The organism is Stappia albiluteola (assembly GCF_014050225.1).
Classification (GTDB): Bacteria; Pseudomonadota; Alphaproteobacteria; order Rhizobiales; family Stappiaceae; genus Hongsoonwoonella; species Hongsoonwoonella albiluteola.
The window spans coordinates 20151-41439 of record NZ_JACFXV010000065.1; the positions used below are offsets into that span (position 1 = coordinate 20151).

General features: G+C 62.1%; 18 protein-coding genes. 16 read left to right on the top strand and 2 right to left on the bottom strand.

Going from position 1 to position 21289, the window contains the following annotated elements; genetic code table 11:
- Window positions 1–220: 220 nt before the first annotated feature.
- From H2509_RS17920 to H2509_RS17960, 9 genes are all read left to right on the top strand, one after another.
- Window positions 221–661 (top strand): MaoC family dehydratase, encoded by a 441-nt coding sequence (locus tag H2509_RS17920; protein ID WP_182167838.1) that lies wholly within the window; start codon window positions 221–223, stop codon window positions 659–661.
- A gap of 114 nt (window positions 662–775) precedes the next feature.
- Complete coding sequence (locus tag H2509_RS17925; RefSeq protein ID WP_182167839.1) at window positions 776–1777, top strand: bifunctional riboflavin kinase/FAD synthetase; 1002 nt, start codon at window positions 776–778, stop codon at window positions 1775–1777.
- Window positions 1774–2748 carry a DMT family transporter gene (locus H2509_RS17930; protein ID WP_182167840.1) on the top strand — a complete coding sequence of 325 codons (975 nt, stop codon included), beginning with the start codon at window positions 1774–1776 and terminating at the stop codon, window positions 2746–2748. The genes H2509_RS17925 and H2509_RS17930 overlap by 4 nt, the downstream gene beginning before the upstream one ends.
- 38 nt (window positions 2749–2786) lie before the next feature.
- On the top strand, window positions 2787–3230 hold the full coding sequence (locus H2509_RS17935; protein WP_182167841.1) for a MaoC family dehydratase: 444 nt from the start codon (window positions 2787–2789) through the stop codon (window positions 3228–3230).
- Between the two features lie 271 nt (window positions 3231–3501).
- Entirely contained in the window at window positions 3502–6489 is a 2988-nt protein-coding gene (gene ileS / locus H2509_RS17940; RefSeq protein WP_182167842.1) for an isoleucine--tRNA ligase, read from the top strand.
- A 23-nt stretch (window positions 6490–6512) separates the two neighbouring features.
- A complete protein-coding gene (gene lspA, locus H2509_RS17945; RefSeq protein ID WP_182167843.1) occupies window positions 6513–7178 on the top strand; it encodes a signal peptidase II in 666 nt (221 codons plus the stop codon).
- Window positions 7162–7878: a hypothetical protein gene (locus H2509_RS17950; RefSeq protein ID WP_182167844.1), complete on the top strand. Its 717-nt coding sequence runs from the start codon at window positions 7162–7164 to the stop codon at window positions 7876–7878. Before lspA ends, H2509_RS17950 begins: the two co-directional genes overlap by 17 nt.
- 166 nt (window positions 7879–8044) lie before the next feature.
- A complete protein-coding gene (locus H2509_RS17955; RefSeq protein WP_328805118.1) occupies window positions 8045–9502 on the top strand; it encodes a M16 family metallopeptidase in 1458 nt (485 codons plus the stop codon).
- A gap of 32 nt (window positions 9503–9534) precedes the next feature.
- On the top strand, window positions 9535–10899 hold the full coding sequence (locus H2509_RS17960) for a M16 family metallopeptidase (protein ID WP_235975092.1): 1365 nt from the start codon (window positions 9535–9537) through the stop codon (window positions 10897–10899).
- Between the two features lie 26 nt (window positions 10900–10925).
- Here H2509_RS17960 and H2509_RS17965 read toward each other — a convergent pair whose 3' ends face one another.
- The gene (locus H2509_RS17965; RefSeq protein ID WP_182167845.1) at window positions 10926–12359 is read right to left on the bottom strand and encodes an EAL domain-containing protein; all 1434 of its coding nucleotides are present in this window, start codon (window positions 12357–12359) and stop codon (window positions 10926–10928) included.
- Between the two features lie 246 nt (window positions 12360–12605).
- On the opposite strand from H2509_RS17965, the gene H2509_RS17970 reads away from it, so the two are divergent.
- The 3 genes from H2509_RS17970 (at window position 12606) to H2509_RS17980 (ending at window position 15215) form a co-directional block, all read left to right on the top strand.
- Complete coding sequence (locus H2509_RS17970; RefSeq protein WP_182167846.1) at window positions 12606–12812, top strand: heavy-metal-associated domain-containing protein; 207 nt, start codon at window positions 12606–12608, stop codon at window positions 12810–12812.
- A 122-nt stretch (window positions 12813–12934) separates the two neighbouring features.
- Entirely contained in the window at window positions 12935–14362 is a 1428-nt protein-coding gene (locus H2509_RS17975) for a sigma-54-dependent transcriptional regulator (RefSeq protein ID WP_182167847.1), read from the top strand.
- Window positions 14363–14642: 280 nt separating this feature from the next.
- Window positions 14643–15215: a hypothetical protein gene (locus H2509_RS17980; RefSeq protein ID WP_182167848.1), complete on the top strand. Its 573-nt coding sequence runs from the start codon at window positions 14643–14645 to the stop codon at window positions 15213–15215.
- 67 nt (window positions 15216–15282) lie between these two features.
- On the opposite strand, the gene H2509_RS17985 is transcribed toward H2509_RS17980, so the two are convergent.
- A complete protein-coding gene (locus H2509_RS17985) occupies window positions 15283–16902 on the bottom strand; it encodes a pilus assembly protein TadG-related protein (protein WP_182167849.1) in 1620 nt (539 codons plus the stop codon).
- Between the two features lie 368 nt (window positions 16903–17270).
- Here H2509_RS17985 and groES point away from each other — a divergent pair, with 368 nt between their 5' ends.
- From groES to H2509_RS18005, 4 genes are all read left to right on the top strand, one after another.
- The gene (gene groES, locus H2509_RS17990) at window positions 17271–17558 is read left to right on the top strand and encodes a co-chaperone GroES (protein ID WP_182167850.1); all 288 of its coding nucleotides are present in this window, start codon (window positions 17271–17273) and stop codon (window positions 17556–17558) included.
- A 240-nt stretch (window positions 17559–17798) separates the two neighbouring features.
- Window positions 17799–19433: a chaperonin GroEL gene (groL, locus tag H2509_RS17995; RefSeq protein WP_182167851.1), complete on the top strand. Its 1635-nt coding sequence runs from the start codon at window positions 17799–17801 to the stop codon at window positions 19431–19433.
- A 155-nt stretch (window positions 19434–19588) separates the two neighbouring features.
- Window positions 19589–19801 (top strand): SlyX family protein, encoded by a 213-nt coding sequence (locus H2509_RS18000; RefSeq protein ID WP_182167852.1) that lies wholly within the window; start codon window positions 19589–19591, stop codon window positions 19799–19801.
- A 174-nt stretch (window positions 19802–19975) separates the two neighbouring features.
- On the top strand, window positions 19976–21247 hold the full coding sequence (locus H2509_RS18005) for an MFS transporter (RefSeq protein WP_182167853.1): 1272 nt from the start codon (window positions 19976–19978) through the stop codon (window positions 21245–21247).
- Window positions 21248–21289: the final 42 nt, after the last annotated feature.

Consider the following 21289-nt stretch of genomic DNA (forward strand, 5'->3'; position numbering starts at 1 on the left):
CCCCTGAAAGTTCGGTTAATTTCACCAACGCCAATCGCGGCCCTATCCTTTTGCCGGATTTTTCGCAGCGCACAAAAATCTGTATGATCAACCTGTCGATTGGCGCGGCAATGGGCGTATCCGTCAAATTGACGGAAGGGACTCAACAGATTGCGTTACAGCGCAGCCGAAAAACGCACGCGTGTCTTTCAAAGGGCCGGTCGACATGGGAGGGCCAACAATGCTGGAATTGCGGACGCTTTATTATGAGGATCTTTCCGTCGGGATGCGCGAAAGCCTCACCAAGACGGTCCAATCTTCCGACGTGGTGGGCTTCGCCGAGGTCTCCGGCGACCGCAATCCGATCCATCTTTCGGAGCATTTCGCGGCCAAGACCCCCTTTCGCACACGCATAGCGCACGGCCTTTATACCGCGAGCCTGATTTCCGCCGTTCTGGGCACGAGGCTTCCCGGCCCCGGCGCGATCTATCTGTCGCAGACGCTCAACTTCAAGGCGCCGGTGAAGATCGACGACGTGGTGACGGTCACCGTCACTGTCACGGAACTGATCGAGAGGGGCAACCGCGCGAAGCTCGCCTGTATCTGCGAGGTGGACGGCACGGTGGTGCTGGAAGGCGAAGCGATGGTCAAGGTACCCACACGCGGCTCTTCCAGGCCTTGATCCAAGGCGGCAAGACGGCTTGACCTTTGCCGTTGGAATGGGCAGGGTCCGCGCGCCTTTTCCTTGCTTCCGCGCCTTCTGCGGAGGCACCTTTGCCAGAAGGTCCGCCTGCCGATGCTCGCCTCGCCGAAGTCTGAATTCGTGACCGTCACGGACATCGCGACCTTTCCCGAAAGGCTGAAGGGCGGTGTCGTGGCGATCGGCAATTTCGACGGCGTGCATCGCGGCCACCAGGCGGTGCTGGAGGCCGCGCGCGAGGAAGCCGCGCGTCGCAATTGCCCGGCTTTCGCCATGACGTTCGAGCCGCATCCGCGCACCGTCTTCAATCCGGACAAGCCCGTGTTCCGTCTGACTCCGCCCGCGGCCAAGGCGCGGCTGATGCGGGCGCTCGGCCTCGACGGGCTGATTTCGGTGCCGTTCACCCGGGATTTCGCGGCGATCGAAGCGCAGGATTTCGTCGATCATATCCTGCAGGAAAACCTGCACATCACCCATGCGGTGACGGGCTACGATTTCCACTTCGGCAGGGCACGCAGGGGCACGCCGGATTTCCTTAGAGCGGCGGGTCTGAGCGACGACTTCGGCGTCACCATCGTCGAAGCGGAAAAGAACGAAGGCGGCGAGACGATTTCCTCAAGCCGCATCCGCGCAGCACTCGCCGAGGGCGACATCGCGCTCGCCAACGCCCTGCTTGGATATCGGTGGTTCTTCAGCGCGACCGTGCAGCACGGCGACAAGCGCGGCCGCGACCTCGGCTACCCCACCGCCAACCTGCAGCTTGCACCGGAAGCGGATCTGGCTCACGGCATCTACGCCGTGCGCGTCAATATCGACGGCCAGACGCATGACGGCGTGGCAAGCCATGGACGCCGACCGACCTTCGACAATGGCAGGCCGCTATTCGAGGTGCATGTCTTCGATTTCTCCGGCGACCTCTACGACCGCGAGGTCGAGGTGACGGTCGCCGCCTATCTGCGCGAGGAGCGTCGCTTCGAGAGCGCCGAGGCGCTGATCGAGCAGATGGATCGCGACAGCGGGGAAGCGCGCGCCGCCTTCGCCTCCCTGCAGCCGCTAAGCCCGCTCGACCTGGCGCTCACTGCGGCCGGCACCCCATGAGCGGCAGCTTCCAGCCAACGGCAATCGAGCAGAACACCCTGCGCGGCATCTCCCTGATGACCGTGGCGATGCTGATCATCCCGCTGATGGACATCGTCGCCAAATATCTGACGGCATCGCTGCCCGCGCTCGAAATCGCGTTCGGACGCTTCTTCTTCCAGTCGATCTTCGCCTTCTTCACGGCCGCCATAGGCCCAGGCATCGCCCAACTTCGTCCGCCGCGCATGTGGCCGCATCTGTTGCGCGGCGTCTTTCTCGCCGGCGCCACGGTGCTCTTCTTCACGGCGCTCAAATACATGCCGGTCGCCGATGCCATCGCCATCTTCTTCATCGAGCCGATGATCCTGACGGTGTTGTCCGCATTTCTTTTGAAGGAGCAGGTGGGAATGCGGCGGTGGATTGCGGTCGCGATCGGTCTGTGCGGCGCGCTGGTCATCATCCGCCCGGGCCTGACGGCCTTCGGGTTGCCGGCGCTGTTGCCGCTCGGCACCGCCTTCCTCTTCGCGCTCTATCTGGTCATCACGCGCAAGCTTTCCGGCGAAGGCTCGATGTTCGCCATCCAGTTCACCACCGGCATCGGCGGCGCCGCGCTGCTCGGCATTTGCGCCATCGCCGCCGCGCTGTTCGGCGTGGAGGAAGCAACCTTCATCCTGCCCGACCTGCCGGGCTTTGCCCTGCTTGCCGTCATCGGCGCCATATCCTTTTTCGCGCATGGTCTGATCGTGCGCGCCTTTGCGGTCGCCCCAGCCTCAGTGCTTGCACCTTTCAATTATCTGGAGATCGTCAGCGCGACGCTGTTCGGTTATCTGGTTTTCGGCGATTTCCCCGACCTCACCACCTGGGTCGGCATTGCCATCATCGTGTCATGCGGCCTCTATATCGCTCATCGCGAGCGGATACATCAGCGCGAGGTGACGGCCGTGCGCGGCAGCCGCAGCGGTGCGGCCGCCGACCCCGTTCCGGAACAATGAAGGCCGCATTCCGTTGAATAGTCCCAGAGCGAGATGACATGACCGTTCAAAAGCCCCTCAGCACCGGTTACGCCTTCGAAGACCTCAAGCCAGGCATGAGCGCCAGCACCAGCGACCTGGTCAGCGAGGACTCCATCCGCCTTTTCGGAGAGGCGAGCGGCGACTTCAATCCGGTCCATTTCGACGAAGACTACGCCGCGACGACCCGCTTCAAGCGGCCGATCGCGCATGGCCTGCTGACAGCCGCCCATCTGACCCGCGTCATGGGCATGCAACTGCCCGGCCCCGGCTCGATCTATGTGGGCCAGACGCTGAATTTCCGCGCGCCCGTCTATCCCGGCGACACTGTCGTTTCCACGGTGACCGTGAAGGCAAAGGATGAAGAGCGCGGATTCGTCACGCTCTCCGTCAAGGCGGAGGTCGACGGCAAGGTCGTACTGGACGGCGAGGCGGTGGTGATGCCGCGCCGCCGCACATCCTGACCTGTCCAATCCGGACTTTATTCCGCATCGCCACACTGCTAAAACGCCGTGCCATGATCTTCGATTTTCCGATCCGCGGCCCCGCGGCAACGCGAATTATCGGCCCGGCCTTCGCCTGATGCGCCCAGTCTGGCGCGTCGCCGAGGGACCGGGCAGCTCGGCTTGACCAGCCAGGACCAATTGCGTGCGGGCTTGAAGGTACAGCTCACCCGGGTTCCGCGCGCCCCCGAACGACACCGCCGCCAAATGGCGCCCCCAGCGGAAACGCACGATGACCGAAACGACTGCCCGCGACTATTCCGAAACGCTTTACCTGCCCAAGACCGATTTTCCGATGCGCGCCGGCCTGCCGAAGAAGGAGCCGGAAATCATCGCCCGCTGGAAGGCGATGGACCTTTATCGCCGCCTGCGCGAAGCCGCGAAGGACCGCGACAAGTACATCCTTCATGACGGCCCGCCATATGCCAACGGCAACATCCATATCGGCCACGCGCTGAACAAGACGCTGAAGGACATCGTCACCCGCTCCATGCAGATGCAGGGCTGGGATTCCAACTACGTGCCTGGCTGGGACTGCCACGGTCTGCCGATCGAATGGAAGATCGAGGAACAGTACCGCGCGAGAGGAAAGAACAAGGACGAGGTGCCGATCAACGAATTCCGCAAGGAATGCCGCGATTTCGCGAACCACTGGATCGGCGTGCAGCGCGAGGAGTTCCGCCGTCTCGGCATCGAGGGCGACTGGGAGAACCCCTACCTGACGATGAATTTCGAGGCGGAGGCGTTCATCGCCGGCGAGATCATGAAATTCGCTACCTCCGGCCAGCTCTATCGCGGCTCCAAGCCGGTGATGTGGTCGGTGGTGGAAAAGACCGCGCTCGCCGAGGCCGAGATCGAGTATCACGACTACCAGTCCGACCAGATCTGGGTGAAGTTCCCGGTGGTCGAGGCCGGCGGGCTTGACGAAAAGGTAACCGAGGAACTGCTCGATGCCGCCGTCGTCATCTGGACGACGACACCCTGGACGATCCCCGGCAACCGGGCGATCTCGTATTCCTCCAAGATCGCTTACGCGCTCTACGAGGTCACCCAGGACGATCTGCCGGAAGACAACTGGGTGCAGAAGGGCGACCGGCTGATCCTGGCCGAGGCGCTTGCCGCCGGCGTCTTCGAACAGTCGCGCGTGCAGCGCTACGAACACCTGCGCCAGGTCGCGGCGGATGAACTGGCCGCACTCACCTGCGCCCATCCGCTGCGCGAGGCGGGCCTTGGCGGCTACGACTTCGACGTACCGCTACTCGACGGCGATCACGTGACCGATGACACGGGTACGGGCTTCGTGCACACCGCGCCCGGCCACGGCACGGACGACTTCGAGATCTGGATGGCGAGCCGCCAGGCGCTGGAAGCGCGCGGGATCTCGGCCGCCATCCCCTTCACCGTCGCCGATGACGGTTTCTACACCAAGGAAGCGCCGGGCTTCGAAGGCGCGCAGGTCATCACCCACAAGGGCGAGAAGGGCGACGCCAACAGGCGCGTCATCGAGGCGCTGAAGGCGAGCGGCAACCTGATCGGCCTCGGTCGGCTGAAACACCAGTATCCCCATTCCTGGCGCTCCAAGAAGCCGATCATCTTCCGCAACACGCCGCAATGGTTCGTCCATATGGACAAGCCGCTGGAGGGTGGCGCCACCGATACACTGCGCTCCCGCGCCCTGCAGGCGATCGCCGATACCCGTTTCGTGCCGGACAGCGGGCAGAACCGCCTGCGCTCGATGATCGAGAACCGGCCGGACTGGGTGCTGTCGCGCCAGCGCGCCTGGGGCGTGCCGATCGCCGTGTTCCGCAACGAGGAAGACGGACGGCTGGCGCCGGGGCCGGATTTTTCCGCCAATGAAGAGCTGATCGCGCGCATCAAGGCCGCGTTCGCCGAGGAAGGCGCGGATGCCTGGTTCGCCGACGGCGCGAAGGAGCGTTTCCTCGACGGCCTCGTCAATGACCCGGAAAACTGGACCCAGGTGCGCGACATTCTCGACGTCTGGTTCGATTCAGGCTCGACGCATGCCTTCTGCCTGGAGCAGCGCGACGACCTCAAGCCGCACCGCCAGGGCCGCGGCGGCAAGGACTATGTGCTCTACCTCGAAGGCTCCGACCAGCATCGCGGCTGGTTCCAGTCCTCGCTGCTGGAAAGCTGCGGCACGCGCGGCGTCGCCCCCTACGATGCGGTACTGACCCATGGTTTCACCATGGACGAGGAAGGCCGCAAGATGTCGAAGTCGTTGGGCAACCAGACGTTCCCGCAGGATGTCATCAAGGACTATGGCGCCGATATCCTGCGCCTGTGGACGGCCTCGGTCGAATATTGGGAAGACCAGCGCATCGGGCCGGAGATCCTGAAGACCACGGTCGATTCCTACCGCAAGCTGCGCAATACCATCCGCTGGATGCTGGGCTCGCTGACCCATTTCACCGGCGAGGAGGTGGCCCTTGCCGACATGCCCGAGCTGGAGCGGCTGATGCTGCATAGGCTTGCCGAGCTCGACGAGCTCGTACGCAAGGCCTATTGGGAGTTCGACTACAAGAAGATCATCCACCACCTGGGCACCTTCCTGACGGTAGAGCTTTCCGCCTTCTATTTCGACGTGCGCAAGGACGCGCTTTACTGCGATCCGGCCTCGTCGGTTCGCCGCAAGGCCGCGCTTTACGTCATCGACAAGCTGTTCAACTGCGTCGTCGTCTGGCTGGCGCCCATCCTGCCCTTCACCACGGAAGAGGCGTGGCTGGAGCGCAAGGGCAGTCAGGAGATCACCATCCACCTGGAGCAGTTCCCGGCGGTGCCGCAGTCCTGGCGCGACGACAAGCTGGCCGAGCGCTGGGCGAAGGTGCGCACCGTGCGCCGCGTGGTGACCGGCGCGCTGGAGATCGAGCGGCGCGAAAAGCGGATCGGCTCCTCGCTGGAGGCGCATCCGACCGTGCACGTGACCGATCCGCAGCTTCTCGCCGCGCTCGAAGGCATCGATGCCGCGGAGATCTTCATCACAAGCCAGGCAACGATAACGGCTGCAGAAGCGCCAGAGGGCGCCTTCACCCTGCCCGAGGTCAAGGGCGTCGCTGTGGTGCCGGGTCTGGCGGAAGGGCGAAAATGCGCACGCTCGTGGAAGATCCTTCCAGAAGTCGGCGCCGATCCGGAATACCCGGATGTCACACCGCGCGACGCCGAGGCGCTGCGCGAATGGGACGCAGCCCGCAACGCCGCCTGAGGCGCTTGCGAGCCTGAGGATCCATGACGGATACGACGCCGAAACCGCGAATCACTGCACGGCCTCTCTTGTGGGGGCCGCGCAGTGCGCTTGTGCTGTCGATTGCGGCAATCGGCCTCGCTCTGGATCAGGCAACAAAACTCTGGCTGCTCTTCGTCACCGACCTGCCTTCCATAGGCCGGATCGAACTGCTGCCGTTTCTCGACCTGACGATGGTCTGGAATTACGGCATATCCTACGGCCTCTTCCAGCAGGGCTCGCCTGTCGGGCGGATCGCGCTCATCGTCCTGACGCTTGCTGCGACAGTGTTTTTATGGATCTGGGGCGCGCGGGCGAAGGACCGGCTCTCGGCCGTCTCTCTCGGCCTCATCGTCGGCGGCGCGATCGGCAACGGCATCGACCGCATCGCCTATGGGGCGGTGGCCGACTTCTTCCATTTCCACGTCGGCACCTTCTCCTGGTACGTGTTCAATCCGGCGGATGCCTGGATCGTTGCCGGTGTGGCCGGTCTCATGTATGACAGTTTCGTCGCCGGCCCTAAAGAAGCCGCATTGCAGCCTCATGCAGAGCCTGACGAAAAACGTCCGGTCAATGAGGAGGTTGCCGGCGGAAACGGGAGCCGAAGGACAGCCCGCGACGGCGGGATGCCGGTTTCGGAACGAGGGATTGAGAATGACGAAGATCGTTGAGACCCTGGCTCGCGAGACCGCCGTGCCAAAAAGGCGGCGGACGATCGCGTTGGCCAACGCGCCTCTCGTTGCGGTCCTCGCCGGATTCCTCGGCGCATGCTCGACCGGCTCCGACGGCTATAATGACGGCACCGTCGTGGAGGCGCCGGACAAGGCTCTCGTTCGCAGCATTTTGGGCGGGCTCGGCGCTGTCGACCCCTCCGAAAAGCCGATCGAATATGCTCCGCGCGCACCACTCGCCATGCCGACGAACCTGCATGCCGACCTGCCACCGCCCGAAAAGGCGGAGACCGCCGCCAATTGGCCCCAGGCGAGCGACGCCGAATTGCAGAAGCTTCGGGAAGCCTATGCTACAAGCCCGCTGACGGGCAATCGCCTGACGCCGGAGCAGTTGCGCGGCCTGCCGCAACTTGCCTCCAGCAACGAGCGCGATCTGGTGGCCGAACGCAAAGCCCAGGACGAGATCGACGGCAAGCGCCTCTCGCCGGACGAACTGACCAAGAAGCGGACCTTGACCAAGGTCGACACCTCGAAGCTGCTTGACGCGAACGGCCAGCCGATTCGCCGCTACCTCATCGAGCCGCCGGTTGAATATTCGACGCCGGCCGGAGATGCGCCGCTTGTCGCACCGGAAAAGAATGAGAAGCCGGTCGACCTCAATGAATGGGAACGGACCGCGCGGCCGATTCCGCTCAACTGACAATCGGCTGCCAGCGGCATAGATACCAAGGCCCCTTCGCGGGGCCTTTGTCGTTTCAGGAGCGGAATTTCCGCCACCTTACGAAAAGTTCACGCGCCTTCGCCTCGTTCCGGCCTATATCTAGAGGCTGTTAGGGTCCTGTGACGACTGTTTTTGGAGAATTTTCGTGGCACCGATTTCCGGCCGGCCGCAGCGCCGTACGTCTCTCGTCCGGGCGCTGGCCCTTGCAGTCCTTCTTGCTTCGCAGGCCGCACCTTCCGTTGCCAACGCGGAAACGCAGGCGGCCGCCACGTCGAGCGATTTCGCGGACATTCGCGTCGGCGGGGATGTCTCCTCCTTCACTCTTGAAAACGGCCTCCAGGTGGTGGTCATCCCGGATCACCGCGCGCCGGTCGTCACCCACATGATCTGGTACAAGGTGGGGTCGGCCGACGAATTGCCGGGCAAGTCCGGCATCGCGCATTTCCTCGAACACCTGATGTTCAAGGGCACGAAGAACCATCCCGAAGGTGCGTTCTCGAAGCGCGTCGCCGAGATCGGCGGCAGCGAAAACGCTTTCACCAGCAACGACTACACCGCCTATTTCCAGAAGATCTCCAAGGATTACCTGCCCGAAATGATGGCCTTCGAGGCCGACCGGATGCAGAACCTGGTGCTGACCGACGAGGTGGTTGCGCCCGAGCGCGAAGTGGTGCTGGAGGAGCGGCGTCAGCGTATCGACAATGACCCCTCCTCGAAGCTGAGCGAGACGCTCGATTCCATTCTCTACGTAAACCACCCTTATTCCGTGCCGGTTATCGGCTGGAAGGACGAGATCCGGGCGCTCAACAAGGAAGACGCCTTCGCCTTCTACGACCGCTACTACACGCCGAACAATGCGGTGCTGGTCGTGGCCGGGGACGTGACGCCCGAAGAGGTCAGGGCCAACGCCGAAGCAACCTACGGCAAGCTGCAGCGCCGCGCGGAACCGGGCGAACGCACGCGCCCCAAGACGCAGACGCCTCCGGGGGCACGGGAAGTCACTCTCGTCGACGAACAGGTGAACCAGCCGATCCTCCGCCAGGCCTGGCTCGTGCCAAGCTATACGGTGGCCGAAGGCAATGAGGGGGCAAGCCTCGACGTTCTGGCGCAAATCCTCGGTGGCGGCGCGACGAGCAGACTCTACCGGGAGCTTGTGGTCGAAGGCGGCATCGCGTCGTCTGCCGGCAGCTGGTATCAGTCCACCGCGCTCGACGACACCCGCTTCATGATCTACGGCGTGCCGCGCGACGGCAAGGACCTGAACGACGTCTCGGCGGCCATCCGCGCGACTGTCGACGACATCATCGAAAACGGTGTCGGCGAGGAGGAACTGGAACGCGCCAAGAAAGGCATGCTGGCGGAAGCGGTCTACGCGCAGGACAGCCAGTCGACCCTGGCGCGCATCTTTGGCGCCGCGCTGACGACCGGCGGGACGATCGAGAGCGTGCAGCAATGGCCGCGCCAGATCGCCTCGGTAACAGCCCGGGATGTGCAGGAGGTTGCGCGCAAGTACCTCTCCGACGCACCGGTAACCGCCAATCTGCTTGGCTCGCCGCCTCCAGCCGCTTCGGAAGCCGCCGGCAAGTCCGGCAAGAAGTCCTGAGCCCGTTCGCAATCGCCCGAAGGAAGCAGTCCATGCGCCTATTTGCTCGCGCCGACATGGCCGCCGAAGGCCGCCACTCCCTCTTCCGCCAACTGGGCAACGGGATCGCCGGCCTCGCCGGACTGATGCTGGTTGCCCTTTACCCCTTCTCGGCCAACGCCACTGAAATTCAGGAAGTGACGACCCCGGCGGGCATCAATGCCTGGCTGGTCGAGGATCACACCGTGCCGATCGTTGCAATCGACTTCGCCTTCCAGGGCGGTTCCGCTCAGGATCCGGAGGGCAAGGAAGGATTGGTGAACCTGTTGTCGCGCTCGCTCGATGAAGGCGCAGGCGACCTCGATTCCCAGGCATTCCAGGCGCGAATGGAAGACCTGGTGATGCAGCTTTCCTTCGACGAGGGACGAGATGCCTTCTACGGCTCGATGCGCACCCTGACGCCGAACGCGACGGATGCCTTCGAAATGCTCCGTCTTGCGGTGACCGAGCCGCGATTCGACGACGAGGCGATCAATCGTATGAAGACCCAGACGATTTCCGGCCTCAGGCAGGACCTGAAGGACCCGGATGCGATCGCGGCGCGCCGCTGGTCGGAACTGGCCTTTCCAGGACACCCCTACGGCAGGCCTTCCAAAGGCACCGAAGAGACCGTTTCCAAGCTGGCGCCGGCCGACCTGAAGATGATGCACGAGCGCCTGTTCGCCCGCGGCAATCTGAAAGTCGCCGTCGTCGGCGACATTGACGCGGCAACCCTCATTCCGCTTCTCGACAAGGTCTTCGGCGCCCTGCCGGCTGCGCCGGATCTCACGCCGGTCCCGGAAGTCGAGCCGAAGAGCGGCATCGTCGAGGCCGTCGCCTTCAACGTGCCGCAGACCTCGATCCGCTTCGGCCTGCCGGCGTTGAAGCGCAGCGATCCGGATTTCATTCCCGCCTTCGTCATGAATCATATCCTGGGCGGCGGCTCCTTCTCCTCATGGCTCTATGAGGAAGTGCGGGAAAAGCGCGGGCTCGCCTATTCCGTCGGCTCCTATCTCGTCCCGTTCGACCATGCCGGCCTTTTGATGGGTGCGACGGGAACCCGGGCTGAAAAGGCTGGCGAGACGCTGAAGATCATCGATGAGCAGCTGACCCGGATGGCGAGCGACGGTCCCTCCGAGGAAGAACTGGCCAAGGCGAAAAGCTACCTGACAGGTTCCTATGCGCTGCGCTTCGACACGTCGGGCAAGATCGCCAACCAGCTTGTCGGCCTTCAGCTGGAAGGTTTCGGCCCCGACTATATCGAAAATCGCAACGCGACGATCGAGGCAGTGACGCTGGATCAGGTAAAGGCAGTCGCCAAACGCATTCTGGACGGCAAGAAACCGACCGTCGTTACGGTTGGCCCGAAAGGAGCGTAAGCTCCAATTGGCTTAGCGCGCCGCCCTTATTCGGCGGCGCGCCGGGCTGCCCGCGGAGGATTTCCCTGCAGCACTTCAGGGCGAACCGGTCGGGGCGGCGAGAAGAGATAGCCCTGCGCCATCTTCACCTCCAGATCGAGGATATCGAGCACCTGGGCTTCGCTTTCCACGTGGTCAACGATCAACTCGATGCCGTAGCGCTGTAGCAGATCGCCGAAATCCTCCGGATGGATATCGCCGGCCATCGCCGCGCCTTCGCCAAGAATTCGTTCGGCCCGGAACTTCGCATAGCGGAATCCCCGATCGGCCAGGCGGCGGAAATCCATCTTGAGATCGGAGATCCGGTCGACCGAGAACCGAAAGCCCAGATCGGACAGCGCCGCGAGGCTTTCGAGCTCCAGCACGCCCATTTCAGCAACATCGGCTTGCGAGAATTCGAAGACGAGAAGATCGGCATAGCCGTGGTGCGTGCGCACGAATTCCAGGAAACCGGGGAAGAACGTTTCGTCCACCAGCGTTGCCGCTGAAATATTCACGAAAAGCCCTGCCTCACGGTTGCGGCTCGACAGGCGCCTCAGCACCTGGATTGCGCGAAACAGCAGCAGGTTGTCGATCCTCGGCAGAAGATGCGCCCTCGCCGCCTCATCCAGAAAGTCGACGGGTTCGATGATCGTCTCATTGACGTCACGAATGCGGCTGAGCGCCTCGTAAAAACGGACACGACGTTGCGGGAGCGTAACGATCGGCTGCAGATAGAGATCGACGCGATTGGACTCCAGCGCATCGAGGATCGTCTGGCGCAGGCCCGGATCGGAGCGGCCTTTGCGCGATACGCGGCTGGAGCGGAACGGGGCTTCCTCCGCCCGCCTGTCGAGCCCTTCTTCCCGAGATGAAATGCGGTCGTCCGGCCCCGGGGTGCGAACCGTGCCGGCGCCACGGTTCCGCGCCTCCGGCACCTGCGGCGCGCCTTCGCCGCCCTGATAGGACAGGCTGCGCGGCGGTTCGGCATAGTGGGCAACCCGGGTCACTTCGGGCGGCGGCGGCAGATATTGGCGCCCCTCCTGCTCCTCGATCCGCGTTTCCATGTCGGCCATCGTCTCGGCCATTTGCTTGACGAGCGAGCCCAGGATCTCGATTTCCGCAAACAGCGGATCAATCTCTTCCTGCGTGCGGCGCGGGATCGTCGTCTCCACACCCGTCAGGCGGCCCTCGAGATTGCCGACATCCTCATCGATTTCCTGCAACCGCCCTTCGATGCGGTCCACGACCTCCGCGACCTGACCCCTCTCGCGCGAGCGCGCGAAGACGAGATGGGCGACGGCCATGGTGCACAGCAGCGCCAGTGTCAGGGAGACCGCTTCCGCGAGGGGCCTGCCGAACTGAAAGACAAGAACGGCGCCCACCGACACGGCGATGACCGCCATGCAGAGAAAGACGAAGAATGTAGCTATGCGCGCCATGTCACACTGTGGCCCCAGCCGAATCATGAACGGCTTTCGAATTGTGCATGATTAAGGTGATTCTTCCGAATCTTCACCGTTTACCGTCTTTGATTGACGAAGACCGTCACCCGGCTGCGACATTCTTGCCGCGCATGCGTCGATGATGTCCTTGACCTTCCAGTGGCGGGAAGCCCTATTCATTTGATGGTCCGCCGCCATATTGCCGGGCGGCCGGCGCTCAAGCGACGCCACAGGAGGAAAGCTATGGAGAAACATGAAATCCGGATCGATGGCATGACCTGCGGTGGCTGCGTGCGGGCCGTCGAGAAAGCAATCGCCACCGCGGATCCCTCGGCAGACGCCAAGGTCGACTTGAACGCCGCGCTGGCCGTCATCCAATCCGATTTACCCAAGGCCATCTTCGTCGAAGCCATCGAAGGCGCCGGATATGACGTTGCGTCAGGGTCTTAGGCAGACCCAGAGACGGAAAATTTCAACCTTTTGTTTACCATAACCGGGCCAGATTCTCCCATGACATCAATCCGGTATCTCCCTGAACGGTGATACGAGGAGCCTTGGGGGGAAGCGCGGGCATGGATCCCATGCATGGCAGGGGGCTGCCGATCCGTCTGGCCGTACTGGATGCCGGCGGCACCACGGTCGATCTGGCAAGTCGGGTCGTCGCAAAACTTGGGCGACCGAGCGAAGATGCACTGGTCTTTCGCGACAAGGCCTCCCTCTTCATTACCTGTCTGCAGGCCCGTCCCGATCTCTTCTTCATCGATATCGACTGCCTTGGCGACGAAGGCGAGCTCGCCCGCCTCGCAGCTCAGCATCCCGACGCATTTCTTGTCGCGACGGCGTCCAGAGGCGGCGTATCCCGCATGTTCGCCGTGCTGGAGGCCGGCGCGCACGAGTTCCTGACGCCCCCATTCGATACCGCACAGATTGCAGCAACGATCGAACTTCGCCTCGCTCAGCGGATGCGCGGCACCAGGAGACCGGCATCGACCAGCGCCGGCGGCGACCTTCATGAAACCCGAGCCGAACTCCCCGCTCTTCAGGCCGAACCCGCGTTCGATGCCTTCGTGGGCAATTCCGCGCGCATGAAAGCAGTCTATGCGCAGATTGAGCGGATATCGGCTTCAAACGCGCCCGTTTTCATTACAGGCGAGACCGGCAGCGGAAAGGAAATGTGCGCCCGCGCTATTCATAGCCGTTCGAACCGCGCCGGACAGCCGTTCGTCGTTTTCGACGGCTCGGCCGATGCGGACGATCAGGCGAATTGCAGTCTGTTTGGCGGGCCGCATGGTGCGAGAGGTGCTTTCGAACTGGCGGACGGCGGCACACTCTTCCTCGACGAGGTCAGCGAGTTGGAGCTTTCGACGCAGTCGAGGCTCCTGCAGTTTCTCCAGACCGGCGAAGCCGGCGCAGCAGAGAGCAACGTCCGGCTCATCTGCTCGACCAGCCGCAATCCGGCCGAGGAAATTGCGCAGGGCCGGCTTCGTGAGGACCTCTTCTATCGGCTTCATGTGCTGACGGTCAAAATGCCCCCGCTGCGCGAGCGCCGTGATGATATCCTGTCCCTTGCCGCCTTTTTTCTGCGGCAGGCAAGTGCGCAAGAAGGCCGCGCCTTCACCCGGCTCGACGCCGCCGCTCAGGAGTGCCTCGTCACCTATGAGTGGCCCGGCAATGTCAGGCAGCTCGAAAATACCATTCGCCAGGCGGTCGTGATGAACGAAGGCAGCATTCTTCGCCCGACGATGCTGCCGGCACTTCTCGGCGCCGGCGAAGGCGCGTCAAGCCAGCTTCGCGGCCCCGTTCTGCATCGCACATGGTCGCGCCAGCTGCCCCAGCCGATTCCCACCGTCGAACCTCTTTGGATGCAGGAACGACGCATCATCGAGGATGCACTCAACGCTTTCGACGGCAATATCTCGCAAGCTGCGGCGGCGCTGGAGATCAGCCCGTCGACGATCTACCGCAAAAAACAGTCCTGGGCGGAGCGCCTCGTCGGATAGCGCGTTGTAAGGACTAAGCAAATCTTGCGACCTCCGACAACGACCGCCATATGACGGCCGGCAGGAATGACCGCCGCCGTCGATGGATCGACCGAGTGAGGCCGGCACGCATTTCTTCGAGAAACTTGTGACGTTTACCGCGCAAAGCCATGGATATTGTGGTTTTCCCGCACTCGGTCTATATGGACCGCCGCAGCATGATCAATCCGCCTTCGTCCTGAATGCGGTTTCGGGTCGCTAAAAACATCAACAACGCTTGCGGGCTACGGGGCGTCCTTAGATGACCATTTGGAAGAACTCCTGGCGGCGAGGCCTTCTCGTCGGCGCCAGCGTCAGTGCGATTTGCCTGATAGCGGCTACAGCCGGCCATGCCAATGCCTCGGTACCGGCGCCATCCGGCGAACTGACCGCCGCGCTCTCGGAGCTGGACGCCGCCTGGCAGGCAGCCCCGCTGGGCTTCACCAAGGCGCTTTTCGTTGAGGCTCCCGCAACCGGGTACGGTTCCTACGAACCGCGCCGGAACACCAGCTTCCATCCCGGCGAAACGATCGTGGTTTATGCCGAGCCGGTCGGATACGACTATCGGCACGGCGATGACGGCTACCGCTTCGAACTGGCCGTCGATTTCGAGATCCTGACGCCGACGGGCCAGGTGCTGGCGTCGCAGGCTGATTTCGCCAAGGTCGGCAGCGCATCGCGCGAGAAGCTTCGCGAGTTCCAGACCAGCCTTAGCTTCCGCTTCGAAGGTCTTCAGGCAGGCGACTACATCCTGCTTGCCCGCTTCCGTGATACGCTCGGCACCAAGGCGGGCGAATTGCGCATGCCGTTCTCGGTCGTGCCCGCGGCGCAATAAGCTTCCGATGCGCACAAGCGAAGCAACGCCCCCGGCATTTGCCGGGGGCTTTTTGTTTGCGAGCTGATCAGCGGTTCAGCCTGAGCTTGGTGATTTCTTCTGCGATACGCTCGAAGGCTTCCTTCAGGGCGGCATTAGAAGAAGCGGTATAGGCCATGTCCGGGCGCGTCGCGCAATTGCGCATCATGTTGACGGTCGCCGTGTCGCTGATCTGGAAAGCAATGGTGAAGATGTCGACCTCGCCTTGCGATTTGGCATTGGCGCAGGCAAGCGACGTGCGCTGATCCATCGTCGCTTCAATTTCATTCGCTCGATCGATACCCGGACCAAGTCTCTGTTCGGCGCCATAGCCATAGGCGTGTATCCTGGTGCGATTGAACGAATTCTGATTTTCATAGGTATTCGCACCATCGGTCATCACGATCATGATGCGTTTGTGGTCTTCGTCGCGATACTCACCTTCTGGGATTTCACGCCCGCCGGTGAAAGGTTCCTGCGGAGAGAGCACGCGCCAGCCCCAAACGACACCCTGATGGATATTCGTGTAGCCATTTGCCACCATACTATTGATCGCATTGAGAATATCGTTTTTTGTCGTCGTCAGCGGAATGATCGGCTGCGTCGTGCACAGATAATTCGGCCCACGACTAGTCCCCGTGTAGTAATACTTCTGATTATTATATTTGCAAATACGTTTTTGGGCGTACTCGTATCGCGGAAGTCCAGAAGATTTGTAAGCCTTATTTACGGACTCACTGCATACGCCTCGGTCGTCATCTAAATAGTTGTTATAATAACGATCATAATCCTTCTCATAGTTTTCGCTTGGTTCATCCGGCGCGAATTCCGGTACAAACATAGTCGCCGGATTGCTGGCGTTTGCCGGATCATCCGTCACGTCATAGGGCGAAGGGCGGGCTTCCACGCACCCTCTCCAGGGAGTTCCAGCCAATTGCTTGTAAAGAGAGAAGCGGCTTGGCTGGCCATTGTGGAGATAGGCCGGATTGAACATTCCCGGATCCGGTTTGCCGTTGGCCTCGGTCTCGAAATTCGTCCAGTGGATCGGGGAGCGTCCCTCCCGGTCCATCCAGCTCGCATCGTCCTTGTCCGTTCCCACGTTCACGAAGGCGGTGAACGGCACGAGACCGATTTTCACCCGGTCCTTCTTCTCGCTCACATCATTGATCTTGAACAGCGTCTCGGAAAGATCCTTTGCAGCCTGTTTCAACGTGTAGATCTTGCTACCCCCCATCGAACCGGAATTATCGAGCACCATCACAACGTCAAACGAGACCTTGCCGATCACCGTTTCGGATACGACGTCGATATCCAGCCTGTCGATACCGGCCAGGCTGCCGAAATAGGTCGGCATATTGATATGGGCCTTGACCTCGATCTTGCCCTGATTGACGCTGACCTCGGGCTCGATGCTGTAACCGGCAGGCACATCCATCGTCGCCTCGAAATAGGCTTCCGCCTTTTCGATGACCTTGTCGTTCGACAACCCGTTGGAATCGTAATTTGCCGCCAGGGCGGTTGCGTCAACAACCGTCTGCACCTTTGATTTTATATGTATTGCTCGCGTAAGGTCTATACCGAAGCCGACTGCTGCCACGAGTACTATAGCAAGCATGCCGAACAATATTGCTATGCTTCCCTGGCGGTCAGATAAAAATTTTTCAAACATCGCGCACCTACCCTGGTTTCTGGCGCACGATAGCCGCTATATATTTCGAAAATCTTTAATCAATTGGATAGTGAACAGTATATAAGGTTACCGATTGGCAAAGATTGCGGGACAAAATCGGCCAGGACGTGGCACCCCCTTGCGTCGATCGGCTTCAGGCCTTCAAACCGGACGAGAAAAAATTCTGCGCCTGCCGGCATTGTCAAACCATTGACACCATCAGCCTCTCATCCTACATCGGCAGCGTCGTTGGCACTCGGCAACACTGAGTGCTAACACATGCGGAACCACCTGCATTGGTCATTCAATCACTATTGCAACGCCCGTGACGCCAAGGGGCGCACGGCTTTGAGAGGAAACAACACGTCATGACGTTTCGTCCGCTGCATGACCGCGTCGTCGTCCGCCGCGTCGGATCGGAGGAGAAGACCGCCGGTGGCATCATTATTCCGGATACCGCCAAGGAAAAGCCGCAGGAAGGTGAAGTCGTCGCAGTCGGCCCCGGCGGCCGCAAGGATAGCGGCGAGCTGATCGCCCTCGACGTCAAGGTCGGCGACCGGGTCCTGTTCGGCAAGTGGTCCGGCACCGAGGTGAAGATCGATGGCGAAGACCTTCTGATCATGAAGGAAAGCGACATCATGGGTGTGATCGGCTGATGACGCCTGTTTCGGCTCTTCCGGCCGAACCAGTGGCGCAGGCCGACATCATGTAACGCAAGCCGGGGGCGGCGGCGAGGTTCGTACCTTCGCCCGCGATATCTGCACCCGGTTTTCATACCGGCCTTGATACCCGACTTTCTCCGCGTGCCCGGCGCCACTGTTTGAACGGCAGCTGGCACGAAGGCCGAGAGAGGGTGCAGCAAGGCCGGAGCCACGGATCAACAAGGAGCTTATAAAATGGCTGCCAAGGAAGTGAAATTCTCCTCCGACGCCCGCGACCGCATGCTTCGCGGCGTCGATATCCTCGCCAATGCCGTCAAGGTCACGCTGGGTCCGAAGGGCCGCAACGTCGTGATCGACAAGGCTTTCGGCGCTCCGCGCATCACCAAGGACGGTGTCTCCGTCGCCAAGGAAATCGAGCTTGAGGACAAGTTCGAGAACATGGGCGCCCAGATGGTCCGCGAAGTCGCTTCGAAGACCAACGACATCGCCGGTGACGGCACCACCACCGCGACCGTGCTCGCCCAGTCGATCGTCAAGGAAGGCGCCAAGGCGGTTGCCGCCGGCATGAATCCGATGGACCTGAAGCGCGGTGTCGACCTCGCCGTCGCCGCTGTCGTTAAGGATCTGGAAGGCCGCTCCAAGACCATCAACACCTCCGAGGAAGTTGCCCAGGTCGGCACCATTTCCGCCAATGGCGAGACCGAAATCGGCAAGATGATTGCCGAGGCCATGCAGAAGGTCGGCAACGAGGGCGTCATCACTGTCGAGGAAGCCAAGTCTCTCGAGACCGAGCTTGAAGTCGTCGAGGGCATGCAGTTCGACCGCGGCTACCTGTCGCCCTACTTCGTGACCAACGCCGAGAAGATGGTCGCGGATCTCGAGAAGCCCTACATCCTGCTGCACGAGAAGAAGCTCTCCAACCTGCAGGCCATGCTGCCGATCCTGGAAGCCGTGGTGCAGAGCGGCAAGCCGCTTCTCATCATCGCCGAGGACGTCGAGGGCGAGGCCCTGGCCACGCTCGTCGTCAACAAGCTGCGCGGCGGCCTCAAGATCGCTGCCGTCAAGGCTCCGGGCTTCGGCGACCGCCGCAAGGCCATGCTTGAGGACATCGCTGTCCTGACCGGCGGCACCGTGATTTCCGAGGACCTCGGCATCAAGCTCGAGAACGTCACGATCGACATGCTCGGCACCGCCGAGAAGGTCTCCATCTCCAAGGAGAACACCACGATCGTCGACGGCGCCGGAGAGAAGGAAGCGATCCAGGCCCGCGTCGCCCAGATCAAGGCCCAGATCGAGGAAACCACCTCCGACTACGACCGCGAGAAGCTGCAGGAGCGTCTTGCCAAGCTCGCCGGCGGCGTCGCCGTCATCCGCGTCGGCGGCGCGACCGAAGTCGAGGTGAAGGAGAAGAAGGACCGCGTTGACGATGCGCTGAACGCCACCCGCGCCGCGGTTGAGGAAGGCATCGTCCCGGGCGGCGGCACGGCTCTGCTGCGTGCCAAGAAGGCCGTCGAGGCCCTCACCTCCTCCAACTCCGACATCAGCGCCGGCATCAAGATCGTCCTGCGCGCTCTTGAGGCTCCGATCCGCCAGATCGCCGAGAACGCCGGCGTGGAAGGATCGATCGTCGTCGGCAAGATCCAGGAGAACTCCAGCGAGACCTTCGGCTTCAACGCCCAGACGGAAGAATTCGTCAACATGGTCGAGGCCGGCATCATCGATCCGACCAAGGTCGTCCGCACGGCGATCCAGGACGCGGCTTCCGTCGCCGGTCTGCTGATCACCACCGAGGCGATGGTCGCCGAGCTTCCGAAGAAGGAAGCTGCTCCGGCGATGCCGGGCGGCGGCATGGGCGGCATGGACTTCTAAGAAGTCTATAAAGCCGCCCATCAGCGGGTATGCCAAAGTCGGCAACAGCAGACTTCGGTGGCGGCATGGACTTCTAGGAAGTTCGAATCCGTTGCAAAACAAAGGGCGGCCCTCGGGTCGCCCTTTTCATTTCACCGCAACGCCCGGAGGCATGAATGTCGGCGGAGATCGAATCGCGCATCACCGATCTGGAAACCCAGATCGCCCATCAGTCCCGCACCGTGGAGGAATTGAACGAGGTCGTCATCGCCCAGGCCGAGCTGATCGACCGCATGCAGCGCCGCCTCGATGCGCTGGAAGAGGAATTCCAGGATCTCGCCGACCTCGCCAACCCTGGCCATCCGGTTACGCGCCCGCCGCATTATTGAGGCGAAAGGGACTGCCGAAAAAATCTACGCGGCCCGCCTTCAAATTGCCAAGGATGGCGAGTGGAAAGGCGATGCCGCTGCGGCATATGGTTCGCGATGCGGCGCGTCTTTTGTTATGTTACCGTTGTGATTTGCACGCAGCGGTTTCATTTCCGGATTGTCCAAGCCTCCTAGATGACTCACCTGATCCCGATCGCCGCCCTCCTGCTCGGTTCCGGCCTGCTGCTGCTCGCGGGCGGCCTGCACGGACTTCTATTGCCGCTGCGCGGCTCCATAGAAGGGTTTTCCGACACCGCCCTCGGCCTGCTCGGAACCGGATGGGCAATTGGCTATGTCACAGGTTGCCTGTTGACGCCGGTGATCGTGCGCCGCGTCGGCCATATCCGCACCTTCGGCGTTCTGTGTTCGCTCGCGGCGATCGTGATGCTGCTGAACCTGCTTTTCATGCTGCCGGCTGCATGGATCCCGCTTCGCGCCCTGTCCGGTTTCTGCTTCGCGGGTGCGGCGATGGTGGTCGAAAGCTGGCTGAACGAGCGGGCGACGCCGGAAAACCGGGGACGCATCTTCGGCTTCTACACAATGATCAATCTGGGAGCGACAACCGCCGGCCAGATGCTGCTGACAACCGGCGATCCCGCCGGCTTCCTCTTCTTTGTTCTCGGCTCGATCATCTACTCGACGGCGCTGCTGCCGACCGCCCTTTCCACGGCAGCCGCGCCGATGCCGCTTGCCAAGGCGCGACTTGACATCAGGGCGCTGTGGCGGAATTCGCCGGTCGCCGTCGTGGCTGTCCTGCTCGTCGGCATCTCGAACAGCGCCTTTGGAACGCTTGGCGCCGTCTATGGCCGCAAGATCGGCCTGTCGGTCACCAACATCGCCGGCATGATGTCGCTTGCGCTGCTGGCCGGCTCGCTGATCCAGATCCCGGTCGGCATTCTATCGGACAGGATGGACCGCCGCGTCGTTCTGATCATCATCGCGGCGATCGGCTGTGCGTGCGGTACCGCCCTGAGCCTCGACGGCATGCTGACGCCACTCATGGTCACGCTGCTCGTGACCAGCTTCGGCGGGATGATCTATTCCATGTATCCGGTCATCGTGGCCCATGCGAACGACTACACGCCGGCAGGCGAATTCCTGAAGACCAGCGGCGGCCTGCTTCTGCTTTATGGCATCGGCTGCATTATCGGCCCGCTGGCGGCAGCGCTGATAATGAGCGCCACGGTACCCAGCGGCCTCTTCATGGTAACTGCAAGCGCCCACGCCTTGATTATCCTCTTTGCAGTCTGGCGGATTACCCGCCGCAGGGCCATTGCGCCGGAGCTGCGCGAAGATTTCGTCATCATGCCGTCGGTCACGCGTTTCGCCACCCCGGAAACGATGGCGCTGGATCCCCGGGCGGAAGAAAACTTCGCCGACCTGGACGATCTGGCCAGGGCAACCTGAAATCCCGGCCTCTCTCTTCGGTGAACGATCTGCCTGCCGATC